8 protein-coding genes are annotated in these 21,272 nt (G+C 50.4%); 1 reads left to right on the top strand and 7 read right to left on the bottom strand.

What is annotated here, in order from left to right; translation table 11 throughout:
- Window positions 1–42: 42 nt before the first annotated feature.
- From argB to hpf, 7 genes are all read right to left on the bottom strand, one after another.
- Window positions 43–882, bottom strand: coding sequence for an acetylglutamate kinase (gene argB, locus ACWXW9_RS15425; RefSeq protein WP_192512791.1), 840 nt, complete (start codon window positions 880–882; stop codon window positions 43–45).
- 80 nt (window positions 883–962) lie between these two features.
- A complete protein-coding gene (gene argJ, locus ACWXW9_RS15420) occupies window positions 963–2,189 on the bottom strand; it encodes a bifunctional glutamate N-acetyltransferase/amino-acid acetyltransferase ArgJ (RefSeq protein WP_494930114.1) in 1,227 nt (408 codons plus the stop codon).
- 106 nt (window positions 2,190–2,295) lie between these two features.
- Window positions 2,296–3,345: an N-acetyl-gamma-glutamyl-phosphate reductase gene (argC, locus tag ACWXW9_RS15415; RefSeq protein ID WP_494930113.1), complete on the bottom strand. Its 1,050-nt coding sequence runs from the start codon at window positions 3,343–3,345 to the stop codon at window positions 2,296–2,298.
- Window positions 3,346–3,614: 269 nt separating this feature from the next.
- Complete coding sequence (locus ACWXW9_RS15410; RefSeq protein WP_494930112.1) at window positions 3,615–4,514, bottom strand: YitT family protein; 900 nt, start codon at window positions 4,512–4,514, stop codon at window positions 3,615–3,617.
- A 99-nt stretch (window positions 4,515–4,613) separates the two neighbouring features.
- Window positions 4,614–5,727 (bottom strand): peptide chain release factor 2 gene (gene prfB, locus ACWXW9_RS15405; RefSeq protein ID WP_155985392.1). Its coding sequence is split into 2 segments (ribosomal slippage): window positions 4,614–5,654 and window positions 5,656–5,727, totalling 1,113 coding nucleotides; the frame shifts between segments, so codons are not numbered across the junction.
- Between the two features lie 511 nt (window positions 5,728–6,238).
- Window positions 6,239–8,689: a preprotein translocase subunit SecA gene (secA, locus tag ACWXW9_RS15400; protein ID WP_494930111.1), complete on the bottom strand. Its 2,451-nt coding sequence runs from the start codon at window positions 8,687–8,689 to the stop codon at window positions 6,239–6,241.
- A gap of 414 nt (window positions 8,690–9,103) precedes the next feature.
- Window positions 9,104–9,658: a ribosome hibernation-promoting factor, HPF/YfiA family gene (hpf, locus tag ACWXW9_RS15395; protein ID WP_494930110.1), complete on the bottom strand. Its 555-nt coding sequence runs from the start codon at window positions 9,656–9,658 to the stop codon at window positions 9,104–9,106.
- 437 nt (window positions 9,659–10,095) lie between these two features.
- Here hpf and ACWXW9_RS15390 point away from each other — a divergent pair, with 437 nt between their 5' ends.
- Window positions 10,096–21,168, top strand: a complete 11,073-nt coding sequence (locus tag ACWXW9_RS15390; RefSeq protein ID WP_494930109.1) for a DUF7507 domain-containing protein — start codon at window positions 10,096–10,098, stop codon at window positions 21,166–21,168.
- Window positions 21,169–21,272: the final 104 nt, after the last annotated feature.

The raw sequence follows: 21,272 nt of genomic DNA, 5'->3' as shown, positions 1-21,272 counted from the left end.
TTTGTTCGTTTGGTTCTATAGGATTTCGTTATATGTTTGCAATTACTGCATGCGCACGATGCGCGTTCCAATGGCTTCTCCGCCCAGCACACGGCTTAATACCTGCGGTTCGCTGCCGTTCACAATGACAACTTCCTTCACCTTGCCGTGGATACAGGCAATAGCGGCTCTCACCTTAGGAATCATGCCGCCGTATATTTCACCTGTACTGATCATATCCTCAATCTCCTGTACGGTGATGGATTCCAGCACCTTCTTCTCTCCGCCGATCTTCTTCAATATGCCTGGTACATCCGTAACGACGATCATCCGGCTAACGCCAATATGGGATGCCACCGCACCCGCCGCTGTATCTGCGTTAATATTGTAGCGCTGACCGGATCTATCAATCCCGATAGGCGCAATAACGGGCATATAGTTCATATCCAGCACACCTGTAATAATGGAAGCCTGAACAGACGTTACTTCTCCGACCCAGCCGACCTCTGCGGCATTCGACACAGGTTTTGCCTCGATTAAATAGCCATCACTGCCCGACAAACCGAGCGCTCGACCTCCGTGCATTCCGATCCTGCGTACAATCTGCTTGTTAATGCTGCCCGCCAGCACCATTTCCACGACATCCAGCACAGGCTCGGTCGTTTTGCGCAATCCGTTGATGAATTCCGTTTCGATGCCCAGCTTCGCCAAATTGTCTGAGATTGCAGGGCCGCCGCCATGTACAATAACAGGTTGAAGACCTTCTGACTGCAAGCGAACCAGATCGTCAAAGAAGGAATCAGGCAACGCAGCCAGCGTACTTCCTCCGCATTTCATCACAAAATTACGACGCGCCAATCCCGCATGATTGGCTTGATCCGCGTTTTCCACTGCCGATTGCATATAATCTCCCCTTTTCTCCTCTGCACAGTCCGTGCCATTTTACAATAATGCCAGAATTACATCCGTGTTTATTCCGTTGTCTATGTCCGATATGCAGCGTTAATCCGCACGTAATCGTAAGTTAAGTCACAGCCCCAAGCTGTGGCGGTTCCGGTTCCGTGATGCAAATCCACAATAATCCGCACCGTATCTCCCCGAAGGTAGGAGAGCGCCTCATCTTCATCAAAAGCGACTGGGCTGGACGCGCTCAGCACAACAATATCACCCAAGCGGATGTCTACCGTATCTGGATTGACCGGCTCTCCGGCCCGCCCGACAGCGGCAATAATCCGGCCCCAGTTCGCATCAGCACCAAAAACGGCCGACTTCACCAGACTGGACCCGATCACTGTCTTCGCTATCGCTTGAGCAGATGCATCGCTTACCGCGCCGCTCACGGACACCTCTACCAGCTTCGTAGCGCCTTCCCCATCACGGGCAATTGCCTTCGCCAGCTCACGGCAGATATAGGTGAACGCCTCGGCAAAAGCAGTCCAATCGGGATGTCCTGCGTGCAGCTCACGGTTACCCGCCAGCCCGCTTGCCATTGCGATCAGCATATCGTTCGTGCTCGTATCGCCATCTACCGTAATCATATTAAAGCTGGTATCGGTTGCCTGCTTCAATAGCTGATGAAGTGTAGTCTGCTCAATTGCAGCATCACAGGTCATAAAAGCCAGCATCGTCGCCATGTTCGGATGAATCATGCCTGAGCCCTTCGCCGCCCCGGCGATGTGTACGGTCACACCATCCACTTCAACCGACACGCATGCTTCCTTTTTAACCAAGTCCGTCGTCAAAATGGCTTGCGTAAATTGCTCCGCTCCGTCGTTTCCCCCGTTCACACGGCCAGGTAATGCGGATATGCCGCCAAGCACACGGTCCATTTTCAAATGCTCGCCAATCACGCCCGTTGATGCAACGGCTACATTGCTCTCCGCAACACCCAGCTCACGAGCCGCAGCCGAGCGCATAGCGTAGGCATCCTGCTCTCCTTGCTGTCCAGTACAGGCATTGGCGTTCCCGCTGTTCACCACGACCGCTTGCAGCCGACCATCCACGAGACCTTCGCGAGTCACTTTGAGCGGTGCAGCCTGAAATACATTGGTGGTGTATACCGCAGCGGCTGTCGCCTCTACCTCACAGCGAATCGCGCCGATATCGTTGCGGTCGGTATTTTTAAGTCCGCAGTGCAATCCTCCGGCTGTAAAGCCGCGCGGGGTTACGATATTCCCCCCGTTTACTACTGTAAACCCTGATTTGCCCATAATTGTGTGCCCTCGTCCGCAACGCTTTCTATAAGTAACGGTTCTATTTGCGAATCCATTCCCGCCCGCTTACGTTTCCCGTTTCCATGTTGCGGCTGCTTGCTGCTTACGGATATACCGGTATGAAGCCCAGTCCGAGGTTCTCCTCCCATCCCATCATCAAGTTTAAGTTCTGAATCGCCTGTCCGGCAGCACCCTTCACGACATTATCAATGACCGAAATAATCGTAAGGCGCCCGGTCCGTGCATCTGCTGCAAAACCGATATCACAGTAATTGGAGCCAAATACTTCCTTCGTTGCTGGCCATATACCTTCACCGCGCACACGGACAAAAGGATGGTCTTTATAATAATCCCGGTATAGCCCGATGAGATCCTGATCTGTATGTTCACCCTTTAACGTGGCATAAATCGTGCTCATAATTCCTCGGGTCATCGGAACCAGTTGCGTCGTAAACGTAATCGTAACGTCCTCACTTGCAATATCGCCCAATACCTGTTCGATCTCAGGGATATGTTGGTGCTTGTTAATCTTGTAGGCTTTAAAATTCTCGTTCATCTCCGCATAATGCGAAACGAGACTTGTTCCCCGGCCGGAGCCAGATACCCCGGATTTGGCATCTACAATCAGCGTCCGGTGGTCGATCCAACCTGCCTTCAGCGCAGGGATAATTCCCAGCAAGGTAGCCGTTGGGTAGCAACCCGGATTAGAAATAAAAGAGACGCCAGCAAGCTTTTCTGCATACACCTCACTGAGTCCGTATACAGCTTGCTTGAGATATTCGGGTGAAGCCGCAGGCTTTTTATACCATGCTTCGTACGTTTCTCCGCTTTGCAGTCTGAAATCCCCGGAGAGGTCGATGACCTTCAATCCGGCATCTAGAAGCTGCGGCACCAGCTTGGTGCTGACACCAGAAGGTGTAGCTGTGAAAACCAGATCGGCCTTGGCAGCAATCTCTTGGACATCAACACCGTCCAAATCCTGAACCACAATGTCCGTCAGATGTGGAAACCCGTCACTGATCGGAACACCCGCGCTGGACGAAGAAATAACAGATACAATCTCTACCTGCGGATGATGAACCAAAAAACGAATGAGCTCCACCCCGCCATATCCGGTGGAACCGACAATTGCCACTTTTAGCTTGCTGCTCACAGATCTTCCTCCATTCCGTTCCTATGAAATATGTATTATTATACGACTCTATTCATATAAATACAACATACTCATGTAAAGTTATTCACCCAAATTTGAAATGATTTTCTCATGCATTAGTATTCATTAAGATTATCCATTGGCTACACTTGATGTCGAGGTTCCTATCAGAGCCTGTATAAATACAAAAAGGGAAACCACGTTTTGCAAAAACGGAGTTCCCCTTATTTATTAGCTAAAACCATGCCTCCCGACAAGTCATCCTGTTTTTAGCCTTCCTTCTTAAAACCTTCACCCAATACTTCACGCGTATTACTAATGATCACAAAAGCATCCGGATCTACTAGGCGAACAAGCGTTTTGAGACGAGTCACCTCATTTTGGCCTACCACAACCATTAGCACAGGACGTTCTTCGTTCGTATAACCGCCTCGCCCTGCCAGCTCCGTCAATCCCCGATCCAAGTCCTGTAAAATAGCCTGTGTGATCTTTTCCTTCTGATTGGATATAATATAGGCCACTTTGGAGTAGCTTAACCCCATTTCCACCGCATCAATGACCTTGCCCGTTACAAACAAACCAATCAGTGCATACAGCGCCCGTTCCGGCGATAGAGCAAAACCAGCCAGTGTGATGACCGTACCATCCATGAGCATGACGCAGAGTGATAGGCTGAGGCCGGAATATTTTTGAATGATCTGCGCCAAAATAGCCAGCCCACCCGTCGAGCCTCTGCCCCGGAACACGGTGCCCAATCCCAATCCTACTCCAATTCCACCATACAGCGAAGCCAACAGCGGATTCGTTGTCGGAACTGCCCAATCCTTAGTTACGTACACAAATAACGGCAGCATGATACTCCCTAGCAGGGAACGCAAACCGTATTTCTTTCCTAACAGCAGCACTCCCGCTATAAATAACGGAATATTCATTCCCCACTGCGTATAAGCTGGTTCCAAACCAAATAGGTCCTCGCCCAAAATAGATAAACCCGACACACCCCCGGATGCAATTCGGTTGGGAAGCAGGAACATATTGAAGGTCAGCGCCGTAATGAAGGAGCCGAGCACAATGAGCAGAATATCCATCACATTGCGAGCGGGGCCGCTGGCGGCAATCAGAGGCTTACGGCGTCTTCGTCGAGCAGCGGGGAGATTCATTTGGGACATCTTTCGTATTCTCCTTTAATTTAAAAATACCGTGTACACAAAAATTCCTACAGTCCGCAGGCACTTGGCCTACGGGACTGTAGGAAAACGTACAGGCTATTATTCTGCGTCCAGCTTGATCTGACTCCGCAGGTAACCGTCGATGAACGGGTCCAGATCGCCATCCATGACAGCCCCTACGTTGCCTGTTTCTACACTGGTACGGTGATCCTTCACCATACTGTATGGGTGGAACACGTAAGAACGAATTTGGCTGCCCCATGCAATATCGGACTGTTCCCCACGGATTTCGTCCAATTGTTGCCGTTGCTCTTCAATTTTGCGCTCGTACAGCTTGGAACGAAGCATCGTCATAGCCTGCTCACGGTTCTTGATCTGGGAGCGCTCATTTTGACAAGTTACAACAATGCCGGAAGGAAGATGCGTAATCCGAACTGCTGAGTCGGTCGTATTAATATGCTGACCGCCTGCACCGCTGGCCCGGTAGGTATCAATTTTAAGATCCTCTGTCCGGATTTCAACGTCCACATCATCCGCAATTTCCGGCACGACATCGCAGGATACGAACGACGTATGCCGACGACCCGAAGAATCAAATGGAGAAATGCGAACGAGACGATGCACGCCTTTTTCTGCTTTGAGGTAGCCGTAAGCATTATAGCCCTTGATCAGCAACGTTACACTTTTGATCCCTGCTTCATCACCCGCAAGGTAATCCAGCGTTTCTACCTTAAAGCCGCGTTTTTCTGCCCAGCGTGTATACATCCGTAGTAGCATTTGACCCCAGTCCTGCGACTCGGTTCCGCCTGCCCCCGGATGCAACTCCAAAATAGCATTAAGCTTGTCATATGGCTGATTTAAAAGCAATTGCAATTCAAACTCCTGAAGCTTGCTTAGCAAAGACCTGATACTGTTTTCAATTTCTCCAGCCAGTGTTTCGTCGCCTTCCTCATCAGCCAGTTCAGCCATCATCCCCGCATCCTCATATTCCTGACGGAGCTGTTCATAGCTGTCTACAGAAGACTTAACCGCGTTCATTTCCGCGATCACGGCTTGGGCTTTATCGTTATCATCCCAAAAATCAGGCGCAGCCATCTTTTCCTCAAAGTTTGCGATCATTTCCTGTTTGAGATCTAAGTCAAAGAGACCCCCTAAGGTTTGTTAGTTTCTTGCCTATTTCTCTTAAATCATGCTTTACATTTGGATCGATCATTATGTCATTCTCCTTTTGGCGATGGGTTAAGGGTTTAAAAATGTTATGAGTACGGCTGGGTGAGGAGACGCTACGCGAATGATTTGATCTTATGATCGCTGTTGCAGTGAGATGCCCTTGATTGAAATAATACATTCAAAGGTGGGCATCTCACTGCAAAGGCGAACGCTGACGCTTCTCCAGATTCAAATCCTTCGCTTCGCTGCCGACCGCCGTAAAGTCAAACGGCTTTTAAATAACCGGCTCTGGTATGTGAGCCGAGTCAAGAGCTGAATTCACTGATAAACAAGCAAGGACCTGCTTGTTTATCATAATTGTTTAAAAAGAACTGGGAGCAATATGGCCATCATCAATACTCAACCTTACCTTCCCACAGAAGAGCTAGGTTGAAAACATCGGCGTCGACCCCCTGTATGGCACAAAATGGCCGACGGTCAGTTGGATAAACTGCCGCCTGCCATTATATGCATTACAGGAAATGAATGCTTCCCTAAATCCGTCCTTCAATCCGTTATTTTCTTCGCGGACGCGAAGGAGCGGATTTCTTTTTAGGAGCAGCAGGTTCGCCACTCGTCGAAATTTTGTCTTCGTCGATAACGGCCTGACGCTCTTGGTTGGATTCAATTTGCGCCTTCATGATGTAAGTCGCTACTTCCTCCTGGATGCTGGCGATCATGGCATGGAACATTTCAAAACCTTCAAACTGGTATTCACGCAATGGATCGGTACCACCATAAGCACGCAAGTGAATACCTTGACGCAGCTGATCCATAGCATCGATATGATCCATCCATTTGCTATCCACTGCACGCAATACGATAACTTTCTCGAACTCGCGTACCATGTCTTCGCCAATCGTCTCTTCACGTCTGTGGTATCTTTCGGTAACTTTCTCGAAGATCAGTTCAACGATCTCTTCTTTTTCTTTACCCCACAGGTCATCACGGCTGATTGCATTTTCATCAAGCAGATTGTTATTCACATATTCCGCCACTTCTTCAAGTTCCCAATTTTCAGGAATGTCATCGCCGCAATGAGCTTCAACTACACGCTCAATGACAGGCTTGATCATGTCGAACACAACTTCTTTAATGTTCTCGGATTCCAGCACTTCACGACGCTGTTTGTAAATAATAGTACGCTGCTGATTCATCACGTCATCATACTGAAGAACGACTTTACGCTGGTCAAAGTTGTTGCCCTCAACGCGTTTTTGCGCCGATTCGATAGCACGTGTAATCATACGACTCTCGATTGGTTGGTCTTCCTCGAAGCCCAAGCGCTCCATCATATTGAGAACGTTGTCCGCACCAAAACGCTTCATCAACTCATCGCCCAGCGATAAGTAAAACTGTGTAGACCCCGGATCACCTTGGCGTCCTGCACGGCCACGAAGCTGATTATCAATACGACGTGATTCATGACGCTCTGTACCGATGATGTGTAAACCGCCAATACCCGATACGCCTTCACCCAACACGATGTCTGTACCCCGCCCTGCCATGTTCGTGGCAATGGTTACTGAACCCGCTTCACCTGCGCGGGAAATGATTTCAGCTTCCTCGGCATGATACTTGGCGTTAAGCACTTTATGCCGGACGCCTTTGCGTTTCAGCATTTCTGAAAGAAGCTCCGAATTTTCAATAGAAATCGTACCTACCAATATCGGCTGGTTGTTTTTGTGGCGCTCCACAATTTCATCCACTACCGCATGGAATTTACCTTTTACGCTCTTGTATACTACGTCAGGCATATCCACACGCTGATTTGCCCGGTTCGTAGGGATCTGGAGAACTTCCAGACCATATATTTTTTTGAATTCTTCTTCTTCTGTTTTAGCTGTACCCGTCATACCCGCCAATTTGCGATACATACGGAAATAGTTTTGGAAAGTAATCGTCGCCAGCGTCATGCTCTCGTTCTGTACAACGATGTTTTCCTTCGCTTCAATCGCCTGATGCAAACCATCGCTGTAGCGACGTCCGGCCATCAGACGGCCTGTGAACTCATCGACAATCAGAACTTCGCCGTCAGCTACGACATAATCCACATCCAGACGCATAATAGCGTTAGCCTTCAAGGCCTGTACGATGTGGTGATTGATTGTCACACTTTCCTGATCGTACAGGTTCTCCAGTCCGAAGAAATTCTCAGCTTTGGATACACCATTCTCGGTCAAAGCAACCGACTTCACCTTGATATCCAAGGTGTAATCTTCTTCAACATTCAGACTCTTCACAAAACGGTCAGCCGCAAAATACAACTCCGTGGATTTCTGAGCTTGTCCTGAAATAATCAATGGTGTACGAGCTTCATCGACGAGAATCGAATCCACTTCATCAATGATACAGAAGTACAACGGACGTTGTACCATCTGTTCTTTATAAAGCACCATGTTGTCACGCAGGTAATCGAATCCAAACTCATTGTTCGTGCCGTATGTGATGTCGCAGGCATATGCCGCTTGCTTTTCTCCATGACCCAGACCGGCCAAATTCAGCCCAACCGACATGCCCAGGAAGTTATAGATTTGCCCCATTTCTCCGCTGTCACGTTGCGCCAAATAGTCATTGACCGTAACCACGTGCACACCTTTACCCAACAGTGCATTCAAATAAACCGGCAGTGTTCCCACCAGTGTTTTACCCTCGCCAGTTTTCATTTCGGCAATTCTACCTTCATGCAGCGCAATACCACCAAGCATCTGCACGTCATAATGACGTTTGCCCAGTACCCGTTTGGAAGCCTCACGAACGGTTGCGAAAGCTTCCGGCAAAATCTCTTCCGCCGTCGTTCCCTGCTCAATCCGGGCTTTAAACTCCGCCGTTTTCGCTTGCAGCTCCTCATCCGATAGCTTCTCGAAATCCGGCTCTAATTTATTAATCAGCTCAACCGTCTTCATTAAACGCTTGACGTCACGTTCGTTTGTATCTCCAAAAATTTTCTTTACAATTCCTAACATGGTTTACCCCTTTCACGCAAAACAATTAATAGAATCAATTTCACAATAAGAAAGGGTCCATGATGAAATTGATCCCGATATGTTTGACAGGCCCGGCTATACCAGCCCATCGTGCGATGTTCTTTGCATAAATTGTAACAGTTTGTAGGACATGCCGCAACAAAAGCCGCTCCCTGATTTGCATCTGGTTAAAGATACCCAAACAATTGACGTATGAAATACACATTTGGTTGCGCTCTTTTGCATTAAAATTACATTTCATTTTCAAAAAAACATATAAAAGAGCCCTACCCCGCCAGGTTCGCAAGGATAAGGCTCGTCGTTATTTTCATTCTTCCCAATCTCCAATGAAGCATGCTTTCAATCAGGAACCCTCTATTCATTTTAAAACATGACAAGTTCCTGTCTTACAGATTATTCCCGTTCGATCAGGCCGTATTTACCATCATTGCGCTTGTAAACCACGCTGACTTCTTCGTTATCAATATTGGCAAATACAAAGAAATTATGTCCAACCATGTTCATTTGAAGAATGGCCTCTTCCACATCCATTGGTTTCAATAAGAAACGCTTGGTGCGGACGACTTCCAGCTCATCCAATTCTGCATCTTCAGCAACAGCCACGCCACCTGCCGTATCTTCAACAAAAAGGGTCTTCAAACTGCCTTCCTGACGGAATTTACGGTTCAGCTTGGTTTTATGCTTGCGGATCTGCCGCTCAAGCTTGTCTACCACGGCATCAATAGACGCATACATGTCGTCGCTTTCGTCTTCGGCACGGAGTACAAGCCCCGGCAAAGGAATGGTTACTTCTACAGTGTGCAAATCTCTGGTTGTGCTTAACGTTACACTTCCGTCAGACGTCGGGGGTGCATCGAAATACTTCTCAAGTCTGCTGAATTTCTTATCAACGTAGTCCTTCAAAGCGTCGGTAACCTCGATCTGTTGACCTCGTACTGTTAAGTTCATAGGGCACGCCTCCTTTGCCCCTTCAGTATAGCACATATGTTAACGCCAAGTAAAAAAACACCCAACATTTCGGAGCTATTTTACAAAAATCTTCTTTTTTCGATAAAACCCTTGGCGGCTACCTCATCTTTTGAAAAAGATCATGTTTTAAAGAGACCTGCATACACATGTGAATAATGAACACATATAAAAATAGTTGATCTGCTGCATCGTGACATTTTATGTATTCCCAGCTTTACGCTCAACTACTTTAACGAAAGAGGAGGGAGGCTTTTCACACTGAATCCGATGCAGGCCTGTGGTGCATGCACGACTTAGTTACCATGCGTGGCAATTTTATACGAAAGGATTATTACGTCCAGCCTAGCTGGCTCTTCCCAAACGACGATCCTCCAAACAGCGAATATTGGAAGAGATAGAAAGTAGGAAGCTAATCCATGGCTTTTATTCAGCGTTATGAAACGAACCAGACGGGGGCTGTTACCTTTATAGGGAATACGCTCGGACTGGCCCGTTCCGCTTCGGTAGGAGTACCAGGAAATGTAACCAGCATTGGCGCTTTCATCACAACCAATACAGCCTCTCGTTTTGGCACATATCCATTGGGCACAACCTCTACAATTACAAGTAACTCATCAACAGCATTTCTTGTGCTTCCTGCGGGCAGTACGGTGCTGTATGCTGAGCTTATTTGGGGAGGTAGTTATGCCAACGGCAGCACCAATGTGTTGTCCAGCGCCAACAATCCGGTCACATTTCAAACCCCCGCCTTGTCCACTACCATCAGCCCTGAATCTGCAACCTCGGTCAATGTAACCAGTCTCAGCACCTATGTGAGAACGGCGAATGTGACCAATCTGGTCATTCAAGGCGGCGCAGGGGCATATACGGTCGGAAATGTAACAGGCACCATCACGGTTCCAGATTCGACCAACACGAACCATGCGGGCTGGACGCTGGCTGTGGTGTACAATAACCCGTCTCTGCCCTTCCGCAATCTGTCGCTGCGCGTAGGTGGTGAAGGGGTGAGTAGCGCCACAGGCGCCGTTAACGTTGTGGTGAGCGGCTTTGCCACGCCTGTACAGGGGACCTTGCGCGGCAGGGCACTGATTAGCGCCCAAGAGGGTGATGTAGACATCACTGGAGACCGTGCGCTGTTCGGACCTACCACAGCCAGTTTGACGGCGCTGTCGGGGCCCAACAATTTTTCAACTAACTTTTTCGCTTCCCAAATTAACGGGGATGACGGCACATTGGTCACGACGGGGACATTCGGTACAACCAATGCCGTGAATGGGGCACCCGGAACGCAGGTCACGGGTGGACGGCAGGGTTGGGACATTACTAACGTAGATATTTCCTCCACGCTGCTTAACAGCCAAACCAGCGGTGTCCTCCAACTGACAACAAATGGCGATATTTACACAGTAAATGCCAATGCAATTCAGATTGATATCAACGCCCCGCTGGTAACCCTGACCAAAACAGCCAGCGCCACAGGCTCGGTTATCGGCGATACACTTACGTATACAATCAACATATCGAATACTGGCCTGGTTAGCGCCTCCAGCACAGTGCTCACCGATACCATCCCGGTCGGGGCCACCTTCGTAGCCGGCAGCGTTGTCGTCGCAGGTACGGCCCAGCCGACAGCCAATCCCGCAACAGGGATTACCGTAGGTACGGTGGCTCCTGCTTCGACCGTGACCATTACGTTCCGAGCAACAGTCACTTCATTGCCAGCAAACACTCAACTGGGCAATCAGGCATCGGCAGCCTTCTCCTTCCAGACCGTGCCTGGCGGGCCTGTCATTTCCGGTAGCGTCCCGTCCAACACAGCGAGCACACCGATCTACCAGCCTGTTATCGGGATTGTTAAAAGTGGCCACACAACGGCCGCTACGGTTGGAGATACGATTACGTATACGTTCCAAGTCTCCAACACGGGCAGCATTGCTGCAAATCTCAGCTTTTCGGAGAGCATTCCCGCCGGATCATCCTTCATACCAGGCAGCGTGACCATTGGCGGTTCTTCCGTACCTGCCGCCAATCCCGCCACAGGCTTCTCAGTAGGAACGATCAATACGGGGGCTACTATACCGGTCACCTTCCAGACCCTCGTCAATTCCGTTCCCGCCTCCGGAAGCTTGACCGATCAGGCAACGTACACATATACCTTTACACCGCCTGACGGGCGTGTATTGAACGGAAGCGGTACATCCAACACCCTCACCATACCTGTATCCTCACCGAATGTAACTGTGACAAAAGCTTCTTTACTGGCGGCTGCCGCAGTCGGTGAAACCGTTCAGTTTACGATAACCGCTACGAACAACGGAATAGCCAATGTGACCAATGTAGTGGCTACTGATCCGTTACCTGCTGGAGTTGCCTTCGTAACTGGCAGCGTCACCGTGAACGGTACGGCATCGGCGTCTGCTACACCCGTCAGCGGCATTCCGATTGGCACTTTGGCTCCGGGTGCATCGGTTACCGTGGTGTTTCGGGCAGCTATTAACTCATTACCGTCTCCTGCACAGATCAACAACCGTGCAATCGTCAGCTTCACTTCCGGTGCCTTTACAGGATCATCCCTGTCTAATCTGGTGACCATTCCTGTCGTTATTGCAGCTCCGACGATTACCAAAAGCGCAAGCTCCAACCGTGCCAGCGTAGGCGGCACAATCACTTACTCATTTCTGATTGCCAATACAGGAACTGCTGTATTAACCACAACCTTGACGGAAACTGTTCCAGCAGGCTCTACCTTTATTCCGGGAAGTGTCATTGTCGGAGGGTCCTCAGTGCCGGGGGCCAATCCCAATACGGGAATTTCGGTCGGCACTGTAAATCCCGGTGCACAGATCACCGTCTCGTTCCGTACTACTGTTGATTCCATACCATCCGGAGGGGGATTGAACGATCAGGGGCTGCTCCAATACACGTATCAGTTGCAAGACGGAAGAACCTTGTCTGGCTCGCTGCTATCCAATATCGTCTCCGTATCCATCTCCTTGCCCAGCGTAGCGGTGACAAAATCTTCCGGATTCACATCCGTTAGTGTAGGTGAAACGCTGACCTACAGCGTGACCGCTACAAACAACGGAATTGACCCGATCACCAGCACCGTGATTACCGATCCACTTCCCGGCAGCGTGTCCTTTGTTCCCGGCAGCGTGACGGTTAGCGGCTCGCCTGTGAGTGCTGCTGACCCCAGAAATGGCATTCCAGTCGGCACGATTGGGGCAGGTGCATCTGTTCAGGTAGCCTACGCTGTGCTGGTCAATGCCGTCCCGGCTGTACAGCCGCTGCAAAATACAGCCAGGGTCAGCTTTACGAGCGGCGCTTTTACTGGAACATCCCAGACGAATACCGTTTCTGTGTCGGTTTATCAGCCTCGCATCAGTGTGACCAAATCCGCCAATACAACTGCTGCTACAATAGGCGACACAATTCTTTACACATTGTTGGTAACGAACAGTGGCAACTATAATGCTTCTGCGACGCTGACAGATTCTATTCCTGTCGGATCGACATTTATGGAAAACAGTGTGGTTATCAATGGCGTCAGTCATCCTGGAGCCAGTCCGGCAGCTGGTATTTTCATTGGAACCGTGTCGCCGCAAAGTCCTATCACACTGACATTTCAAACGGTGGTCACCTCTCTTCCGTCACCGTCCCAGCTAACAGATCAGGCGACCGCCGCTATTTCTTTCACTTTGCCTGACGGCCGGGTACGAACAGATAGTGCATCGTCCAACGTGTTATCCATTCCTGTGTCTGCGCCAAATGTATCCATATCAAAGACTGCAAACCGCTCCACTGCCATTCCGGGTGATTCGGTGCTGTACACCCTGACCGTACTCAACAACGGAATCGAGGCAGTGAACAATATAGTAGTTTCCGATCCTATCCCGGCTGGCTCCAAATTCACTGTGGGTAGCGTAACGCTCAATGGCTCAGCCGTTGTCAGCGGAGATCCGTCTGTGGGAATTGCAATCGGCAGCATTGCCCCAGGAGGAGGCGCTACAATCACCTTCAGAGCGGTGGTATCCTCTCCATTGCCGATTCCGCCGCAGCTCACCAATCAAGCGCGTGTCAGCTACACCAGCGGCGCTTTTTCAGGTGTATCTGTGTCCAATGTGGTGACGGTGACCGCAAATGCTCCAGTGCTAACCGTGAGCAAAACCGCCGGGCCTGTACGGGCAACGGTTGGTGATATCGTAACGTATTCCGTGGCAGTAGAAAACAGCGGTAATATTGCTGCTGCTGCCACTTTGACAGACAATATTCCCGCAGGCTCAACACTGGTACCGAACAGCGTGGTCGTCAACGGTGCTCCTGTTCCGGGTGCCAGTCCCGCAACAGGTCTGTCTATTGGCTCCATCGCACCCGGAGCCGTGGTTCAAACAACTTTTCAGGTGGTGATTACTTCCGTGCCTTTGCCTCCCCAACTCACCGACCAGGCGAATATCAGCTTTTCCTTTCAACCGCCGGATGGCCGGATTGTCAACGGCAATGTTTCGTCCAATACTGTCACGATTCCCGTATCGTCGCCGAATGTACAGGTTACCAAAAACGCCTCGGCGGCTGATGCTGTTCCCGGTGATACGATAACCTACTCCATTACAGCTACGAATAGCGGAATTGAAACGGTCACTGATGTTCGCGTAACAGATACGATTTCAGCAGGCTCTACTTTTATTTCTGGCTCCGTAACAGTCAATGGAACGACACTAGCTTCAGCCAGTCCCCTAACAGGGATTCCGGTCGGTTCACTGGCTGCCGGAGTATCTACGACTGTCACCTTTTCCGTATCTGTCAACAGTCTGCCTCAACCGCCGCAACTGAGCGATCAGGCTTCCGTTTCTTTTACCAGCGGCACACTGAATTTCACATCACTCTCCAACACAGTCACCGTTCCCGTTTACCAACCGATTATCAGCCTTGTTAAAACCTCTGGTACGAGTCAAGCGACTGTGGGCGATACGGTGGTTTATACTTTGACTGCGCAAAATACAGGCAATTTAGCGGCAACTGCCACCTTCACCGACGTCATACCGTCAGGCTCCTCATTTGTACCCAACAGCGTCACTGTAAACGGTCTGCCCGTTGCCGGAGCTGCGCCCCAAGCGGGTGTAGCGGTCGGAAGCATTGCTGCGGGTGCATCTGTCTCCCTTACTTTCCAGGTTGTCATTAACTCTGTTCCTGTCAGCTTGGGCTTGTTAAATCAAGGCTCGGCTACATTTACCTTCCAACCGCCTGACGGTCGGACACTGAACGGAAGTGTTCAATCGAATGCGGTGTTTATTCCGGTATCCAATCCGAATGTCGCCGTGACCAAAACGGTCAATCAAACCTCCGTCGCTTTCGGTGATACTATTACGTATACGATTACTGCAACGAACAACGACATTACACCCGTGACAGGGACCGTTTTTATCGACCCGATTGCCGACGGCACTACTTTTATACCTAACTCCGTACAGGTAGGCGGTGTAACGATACCGGGGGCCAACATCGCTTCAGGAGTCTCTGTAGGCTCGATCCCTGCATCCGGCTCTGTAACCGTCACCTTTCAGTCTACCGTAACGTCACTGCCTGCCTCAGGCGTGTCAACAGATCAGGCGATCGTCTCCTTCAACTCCGGGGCATTCGCAGGGCAATCTGTCTCTAATCCGGTCAATTTGCCTGTCTTGCAGCCGATTTTGAACGTGACCAATACCATTAGCGCGGACCGTGCAACCGTTGGGAATACACTGGCTTTTGTCATTACTGTAACCAACACGGGAAACGCCCCTGCACAAACGGTTGTGCTGGATCTGTTGTCCAGCTCGCTCAGCCTGAATCAAAACAGCGTATTGGTTAACGGCTCCCCCCTCCCCGGAGCAGACCCGATTACGGGGGTGAATATCGGGAGCGTTGGACCTGGCGCTACGGTGACGGTCTCGTTTAGTGCCGTGGTTATATCTGTACCGCCCGGTTCTATACTGACCAATCAGGCAAGTGTGAACTATACATTCCAATTGCCGGATGGACGAACGTTGACCGGAAGCGGCTCGGCCTTACCCGTGTCCATTCCGATCTCGTCGCCTAACGTCACCGTCACCAAGGCGGCTAATGTTGCCGACGCTGTCGTGGGTGATTCGGTTCCTTACGTCATTACTGTCTTCAATAATGGACTTGATCCCGTTACTAGCGTCATCGCTACCGATACAATCCCTGTCGGAACTGCGTTTGTGCCTGGCAGCGTTACAATCAATGGTGTACCTGTTGTTTCCGCAAATCCGCAAAACGGCATTCCTGTAGGGACCCTCGGTCCTAGCGGTGGCGCTACAATTCGCTTTTTGCTTAATGTACAGTCTCTGCCGACACCTGCTGTCATTACCAATGAAGCAACCGTCAGCTTCACCTCAGGTGTCTTTAATGGTTTTTCCGTATCTAGTCCCGTTACTATCCCTGTGTATCAACCGATCGTCACGGTAGCCAAAAGCGCAGGAACGGGAAAGGCGACGGTTGGGGATACCGTAACCTACACGCTTTCAGTTACTAACGGTGGAAATATCGGTGTAGATACCGTGCTTAGTGATCCGATTCCAGCCGGATCAGCCTTTATTCCCAACAGCGTGGTTATTAATGGCACAGCAGCCCCTGGCTCTGACCCAACGGTCGGAGTTGCACTGGGTATTATAGGAGGGAACACAACCGTTACCCTGACATTTCAGGTAGTCATTACCTCGCTACCCGCATCAGGTACATTAGTCAATCAGGCAACCGCTGCGTTCAGCTACCAACCACCGGATGGTCGTGTGCTGAGCGGAAGTGTGGCATCTCCATCTGTGACTGTCTCCGTCTCTTCGCCAGATGTGGATGTGGTCAAAACGACCTCCGCTACAGATGCCGTGGTGGGGGATACGATTACGTATACCGTGATTGCTACAAATAACGGGATCAGCCCAGTCGTCAATGCCGTCGTCTCTGATCCACTGCCGCCCGGGACCAGCTTTGTCTCTGGTAGCGTAACCGTGAATGGAGCGCCTGTGCCTGCTGCCTCACCAAGCTCAGGTATCCCTGTAGGCACCATTGCGGTAGGCGGCTCAGCAGCAGTCACTTTCCAGGTTTCTGTCGTCAGTCTGCCTCAGCCGCCGCAAATTACCAATCAGGCTACCGTCAGCTTCACTTCAGGCGTTCTGACCTCGTCTTCGCAGTCCGATCCTGTCACCTTGCCAGTTTATCAGCCTATCATCAGCCTGACCAAGACCGTTAATACGGTCAACACGCAAATCGGATCGACGCTGGTCTACACACTGACGCTTGCCAATACGGGAAATATCGCTGTTATTCCTGTGCTGTCGGATAACATTCCCGCAGGCTCAGAGCTACTGCCTAACAGTGTCGTCGTTAATGGCGTCCTTGTACCGGGAGCCTCACCAGTTGCAGGAATCACACTTGGTTCCCTTGCTCCTTCGGGGAGTATCGTGGTGAGCTTCCAAACTGTCGTTTCGTCCCTGCCTAACCCGCCGGTACTGACCGATCAAGGGCAAGCGAACTTTACTTACTCACCGCCTGATGGCAGAGTTCTAAGTGGTTCCGTCACATCAAATACGGTCAATGTCACTGTATCCGCTCCTAATATTCAGGTAGCCAAAACGTCCAGTCTCACAGCCGCTGTAGTCGGAGATACGATCAGGTATACACTGAGCATCACCAACAGCGGTGTGGATACAGTCACAGATACCGTGGTAACCGATACGATTCCGTCTGGTACCTCCTTTGTTCCGGGTAGTGTTCTTATCGACGGAGTAGCCTTCCCTAATGCTTCGCCAGTTGCAGGAATTGCCATTGGAAACGTCGCGCCTGGAAATACATTTATCGTCAGTTTCCAGACTTCCGTCCAAACCTTGCCGCAGCCACCCCTACTCACAGATATCGCGGCTGTCACGTTTACCAGTGGACCGTTCACCGGAACTGCCTTTTCCGTCCCGCTCATCGTGCCTGTGTTCCAGCCGTTGATTGCACTTACCAAAACATCCAGCACCCTTAACGCATCCGTCGGTGACACACTAACCTACATGATTACAGCCGTGAATAACGGAAACATTGCAGCAGCCCTTACGATCAGCGATAACATTCCTGCCGGATCATCTTTTCTTGCCAACAGTGTCAGTATTGCAGGCAGTCCGCAGCCCGGATTATCCATTGAAACAGGCGTTCCAATTGGCTCCATATTGCCAGGCGGAACTGTATCTGTGACTTTCCAAACCATTATCAACTCGCTGCCTAACCCACAGGTGTTGATCGACCAGGCATCTGGAACGTTCACGTTTCAGCCGCCGGATGGCAGAACCATATCTGGATCAGCCGTCTCCAACTCACTCAGCATCTCCGTATCCTCACCAGATGTCAGCATCGTCAAAGGTACAGCGGCTACAGATGCCATTGTCGGAGACATCATCACCTATACACTAGCTGTCTCCAATAATGGGATTAGCACAGCCAATAACGTTGTCGTTTCAGATATGATTGCAGCAGGAAGCTCCTTTGTAAATGGCAGTGTGACCGTAGGCGGAACCTCCTTCCCTAGTGGAAATCCGGGATTTGGTATTGCTATCGGTTCATTCGCTCCTGGAGCCGTTACGACCGTCACGTTCCAGGTTCAAGTTAATTCCTTGCCTACACCGACACAACTATCCAACCAGGCTTCAGTCAGCTTTACAAGCGGCATTTTCACTGGCAGCTCTACATCCAATATCGTGACCATTCCAGTGTTCCAACCGATCCTGACAGCAGCCAAAACAAGCAGTACCAACAATGCTACGATAGGAGACGTCATTACCTACACCATCGTTGTAACCAACACCGGGAACATCGCAGCCTCGACCACTGTAACCGACAATATTCCGGACGGCTCCGTTTTCCTGCCAAACACCGTGTCGATTAACGGCATTGCCGCTCCCGGCGCAAGTCCGGTTTCTGGCATCCCGACTCCAGCCGTATTCCCAGGCCAATCGGCGACCATTACTTTCCAAGTGCTGGTATCTTCCATCCCTGTAACTGTACTGCTGGTGGATCAGGCCGAGGTAGACTATCGCTTTAGTGCTCCAGACGGACGGAAAGCGGGAGGTTTCCATTTATCCAACATCGTCGAGGTCGCCGTTTCACCGCTGAACATCACATTAAGCAAAAGCGTAAGCTCACCTTTCGCCACTGCTGGAGATACCTTGACTTATGAACTCGTTATCCTTAATGAGGACGGGGACACTGTGCAAAACGCTCGTTTGCTGGACGCTTTACCAGAAGGCATCGAATTTGTTACAGGTTCCGTTACAATCAATGGGACAACAGTCGCAGGAAGCAATCCCGAAAATGGTATTTCTTTGCCGCCGCTAGGGCCGAAAACGACGACGGTGGTTTCCTTTGAAGCCCATATCGCGGCAACAGGACAACCGGGACCACGTACGAATCAGGCCCGCTTGCTGCTTACAGAGGGAGAAGAAGCGAGTGCGATCCTGTCCAATGCTGTAACCATTGCCGTACTCCAGCCTGTTCTGAAGCTCACCAAATCTGCCGATACAGACAGTGTGCTGCCAGGACAGAGTATCGTTTATACCATCACCGCAGAAAACACTGGAAACATCGGTGCCTTCGGATTGCTAAGTGACTCACTGCCGCCGGAGCTCTCTTTTGTACCTGATTCCGTCTCGGTGAACGGAGTTGCTCAGTATGGTGTCAGTCCGGGGCAAAGCATCGCCCTCGGTACAATCGCGCCGGGAGAAAAGGCTACTGCCGTCTTCTCTGCTCTCGTACTCCGGGCCTCCGAATCAGGCACACTCGTGAATGAAGCTTCATTGGCCTACTCCTACCAATTGCCGGATGGACGCAGTTTACATTTGGAAACTGTCTCTTCCCCTGTCACAGTGAAGGCAACCCGATCTGTAGAAGGAGACTTATCAGCCGTGTTAAGCACAACAGTATCTGCTGTCGTATTGGGCGATGCGGTGCCTTACCAGTTAGCTCTTGCGAACGGCGAGGCCTCGGTTAGTACCGATGTGGTGTTAGCCGATTATGTACCTGCTGGAACCGTCATTAATCCAGACAGCTTAAGAGTTAATGATTCACCTGCCTTGATCAAACCAGGGGAACCATTATTCATCGGCAGCCTTCAACCGGGGCAAAAAGTGAATGTATCCTACACCGTGAACGTTCAGTCACTGCCTGCCGGAGGCCGTCTAAACAATAGCGTGCAGCTCCGGTATGCTGATAGCAACGGTACGAGCGAGGTCACCAGCAACATCGTGACTGTAGCCGTCTTTGACCCGCAGCTTGATGTAAGTATCTCCACAGAAAATGCTGAGGCCGTAGCAGGAGATCCCCTTACCTACACAGTGCAGCTTAACAACTTTGGCAACGTAACTACCGAAGTTACCCTGCAAAACTTTATTCCTGATGGAACTCTGTTCGTTCCCGGCACCATTCAGTTGAACGGTCAATCCTTGTTGGGGACCGATCCTGCTGTTGGTGTTGGTCTCGGATCTGCGGAACCCGGGCAGTCCTTAACGCTGACTTATCAAGTGACCGTAGCCGAAACACCTCCATCCGGCTACATCGTCAATCAGGCTATGCTTGCCTATTCGTTCACACTACCTGGAGGAAGATCCGTATCGGGCTCTCTGGCCACAAATGCCATCAACACTCCAGTCGTATATCCACTGCTTGAATTAGCCAAAAATGTGAATACCGCCGATGCCTCCGTAGGCGATACGCTCACATTTACCGTACAAATCACGAACAAAGGCGGTATCCCGGCGCTATATCCATTGTTCACAGACCCATTGCCGCAAGGACTGATTTACGTACCTAACAGCCTGACGATCCAGGAGGAAGCTCAGTCAGGCGCTAATCCGGGCACAGGAACCAATCTTCCGGATATTGCTCCAGGTGAGACTGTCATCCTTACGCTACAAGCCCAAATCCGCGAAGCACCCGTGGATGGAACCTTCAGCAACCAAGCCACCGTCGCGTATACCTCACGTCGTAGCGGAGGTGAAACAGTTCAAGAGACTGCTCAATCCAACACCGTCGGCGTGACCGTCATCGCAGCTATTCCTAAACTCACACTTAGCTCCAGCGCTCTACGTGTCGGGCAGGAAGATACCTTGTCCTTTACCGTCAACGTGGAAAACATCGGCAACACTCCGCTGGAGGAGCTATTACTCACTGCACCATTCGCAGCCGAAGATTTCCTTTTACTGCGAACGGTCACTGTGAACTCTGTGCCACTTCCATATCCTAAACTGCTCCAAGGTATCCCGTTGGGCCGACTTGATCCAGACCATAAGGCCGTCATCGTCTTTTCCTTGGACATTGAATCCGCACTTCGTGCTTATCTAATCGCTCAAGTCATCCTGCGCTATCAATTCCGCTATCCAAACGGACGCGTAGAGAAGCAGTCTGCTTCCTCCAACACCATTTTTGTGGAGATGGCTGACTTCGACGGTTCTGTAGAGTAACTTTTCACCGTGCTGTGTATCGCCTAGCTCCTTACCATCGTGTAAGGGGCTTTTTTATGTTTTTATGTACATTTGCTCATCTAGAAAACATAAAAAAGCCCTGG

Source organism: Paenibacillus sp. LT-B23, from assembly GCF_059417685.1.
This window is presented reverse-complemented; position numbering and strand designations above follow the sequence as displayed.

Bases quoted from the DNA above. Each gene is read 5' to 3' on its own strand.
- argB (WP_192512791.1), bottom strand. From the start codon at position 882: ATGCAATCGGCAGTGGAAAACGCGGATCAAGCCAATCATGCGGGATTG.
- argJ (WP_494930114.1), bottom strand. From the start codon at position 2,189: ATGGGCAAATCAGGGTTTACAGTAGTAAACGGGGGGAATATCGTAACC.
- ACWXW9_RS15410 (WP_494930112.1), bottom strand. From the start codon at position 4,514: ATGTCCCAAATGAATCTCCCCGCTGCTCGACGAAGACGCCGTAAGCCT.
- secA (WP_494930111.1), bottom strand. From the start codon at position 8,689: ATGTTAGGAATTGTAAAGAAAATTTTTGGAGATACAAACGAACGTGAC.
- hpf (WP_494930110.1), bottom strand. From the start codon at position 9,658: ATGAACTTAACAGTACGAGGTCAACAGATCGAGGTTACCGACGCTTTG.
- ACWXW9_RS15390 (WP_494930109.1), top strand. From the start codon at position 10,096: ATGGCTTTTATTCAGCGTTATGAAACGAACCAGACGGGGGCTGTTACC.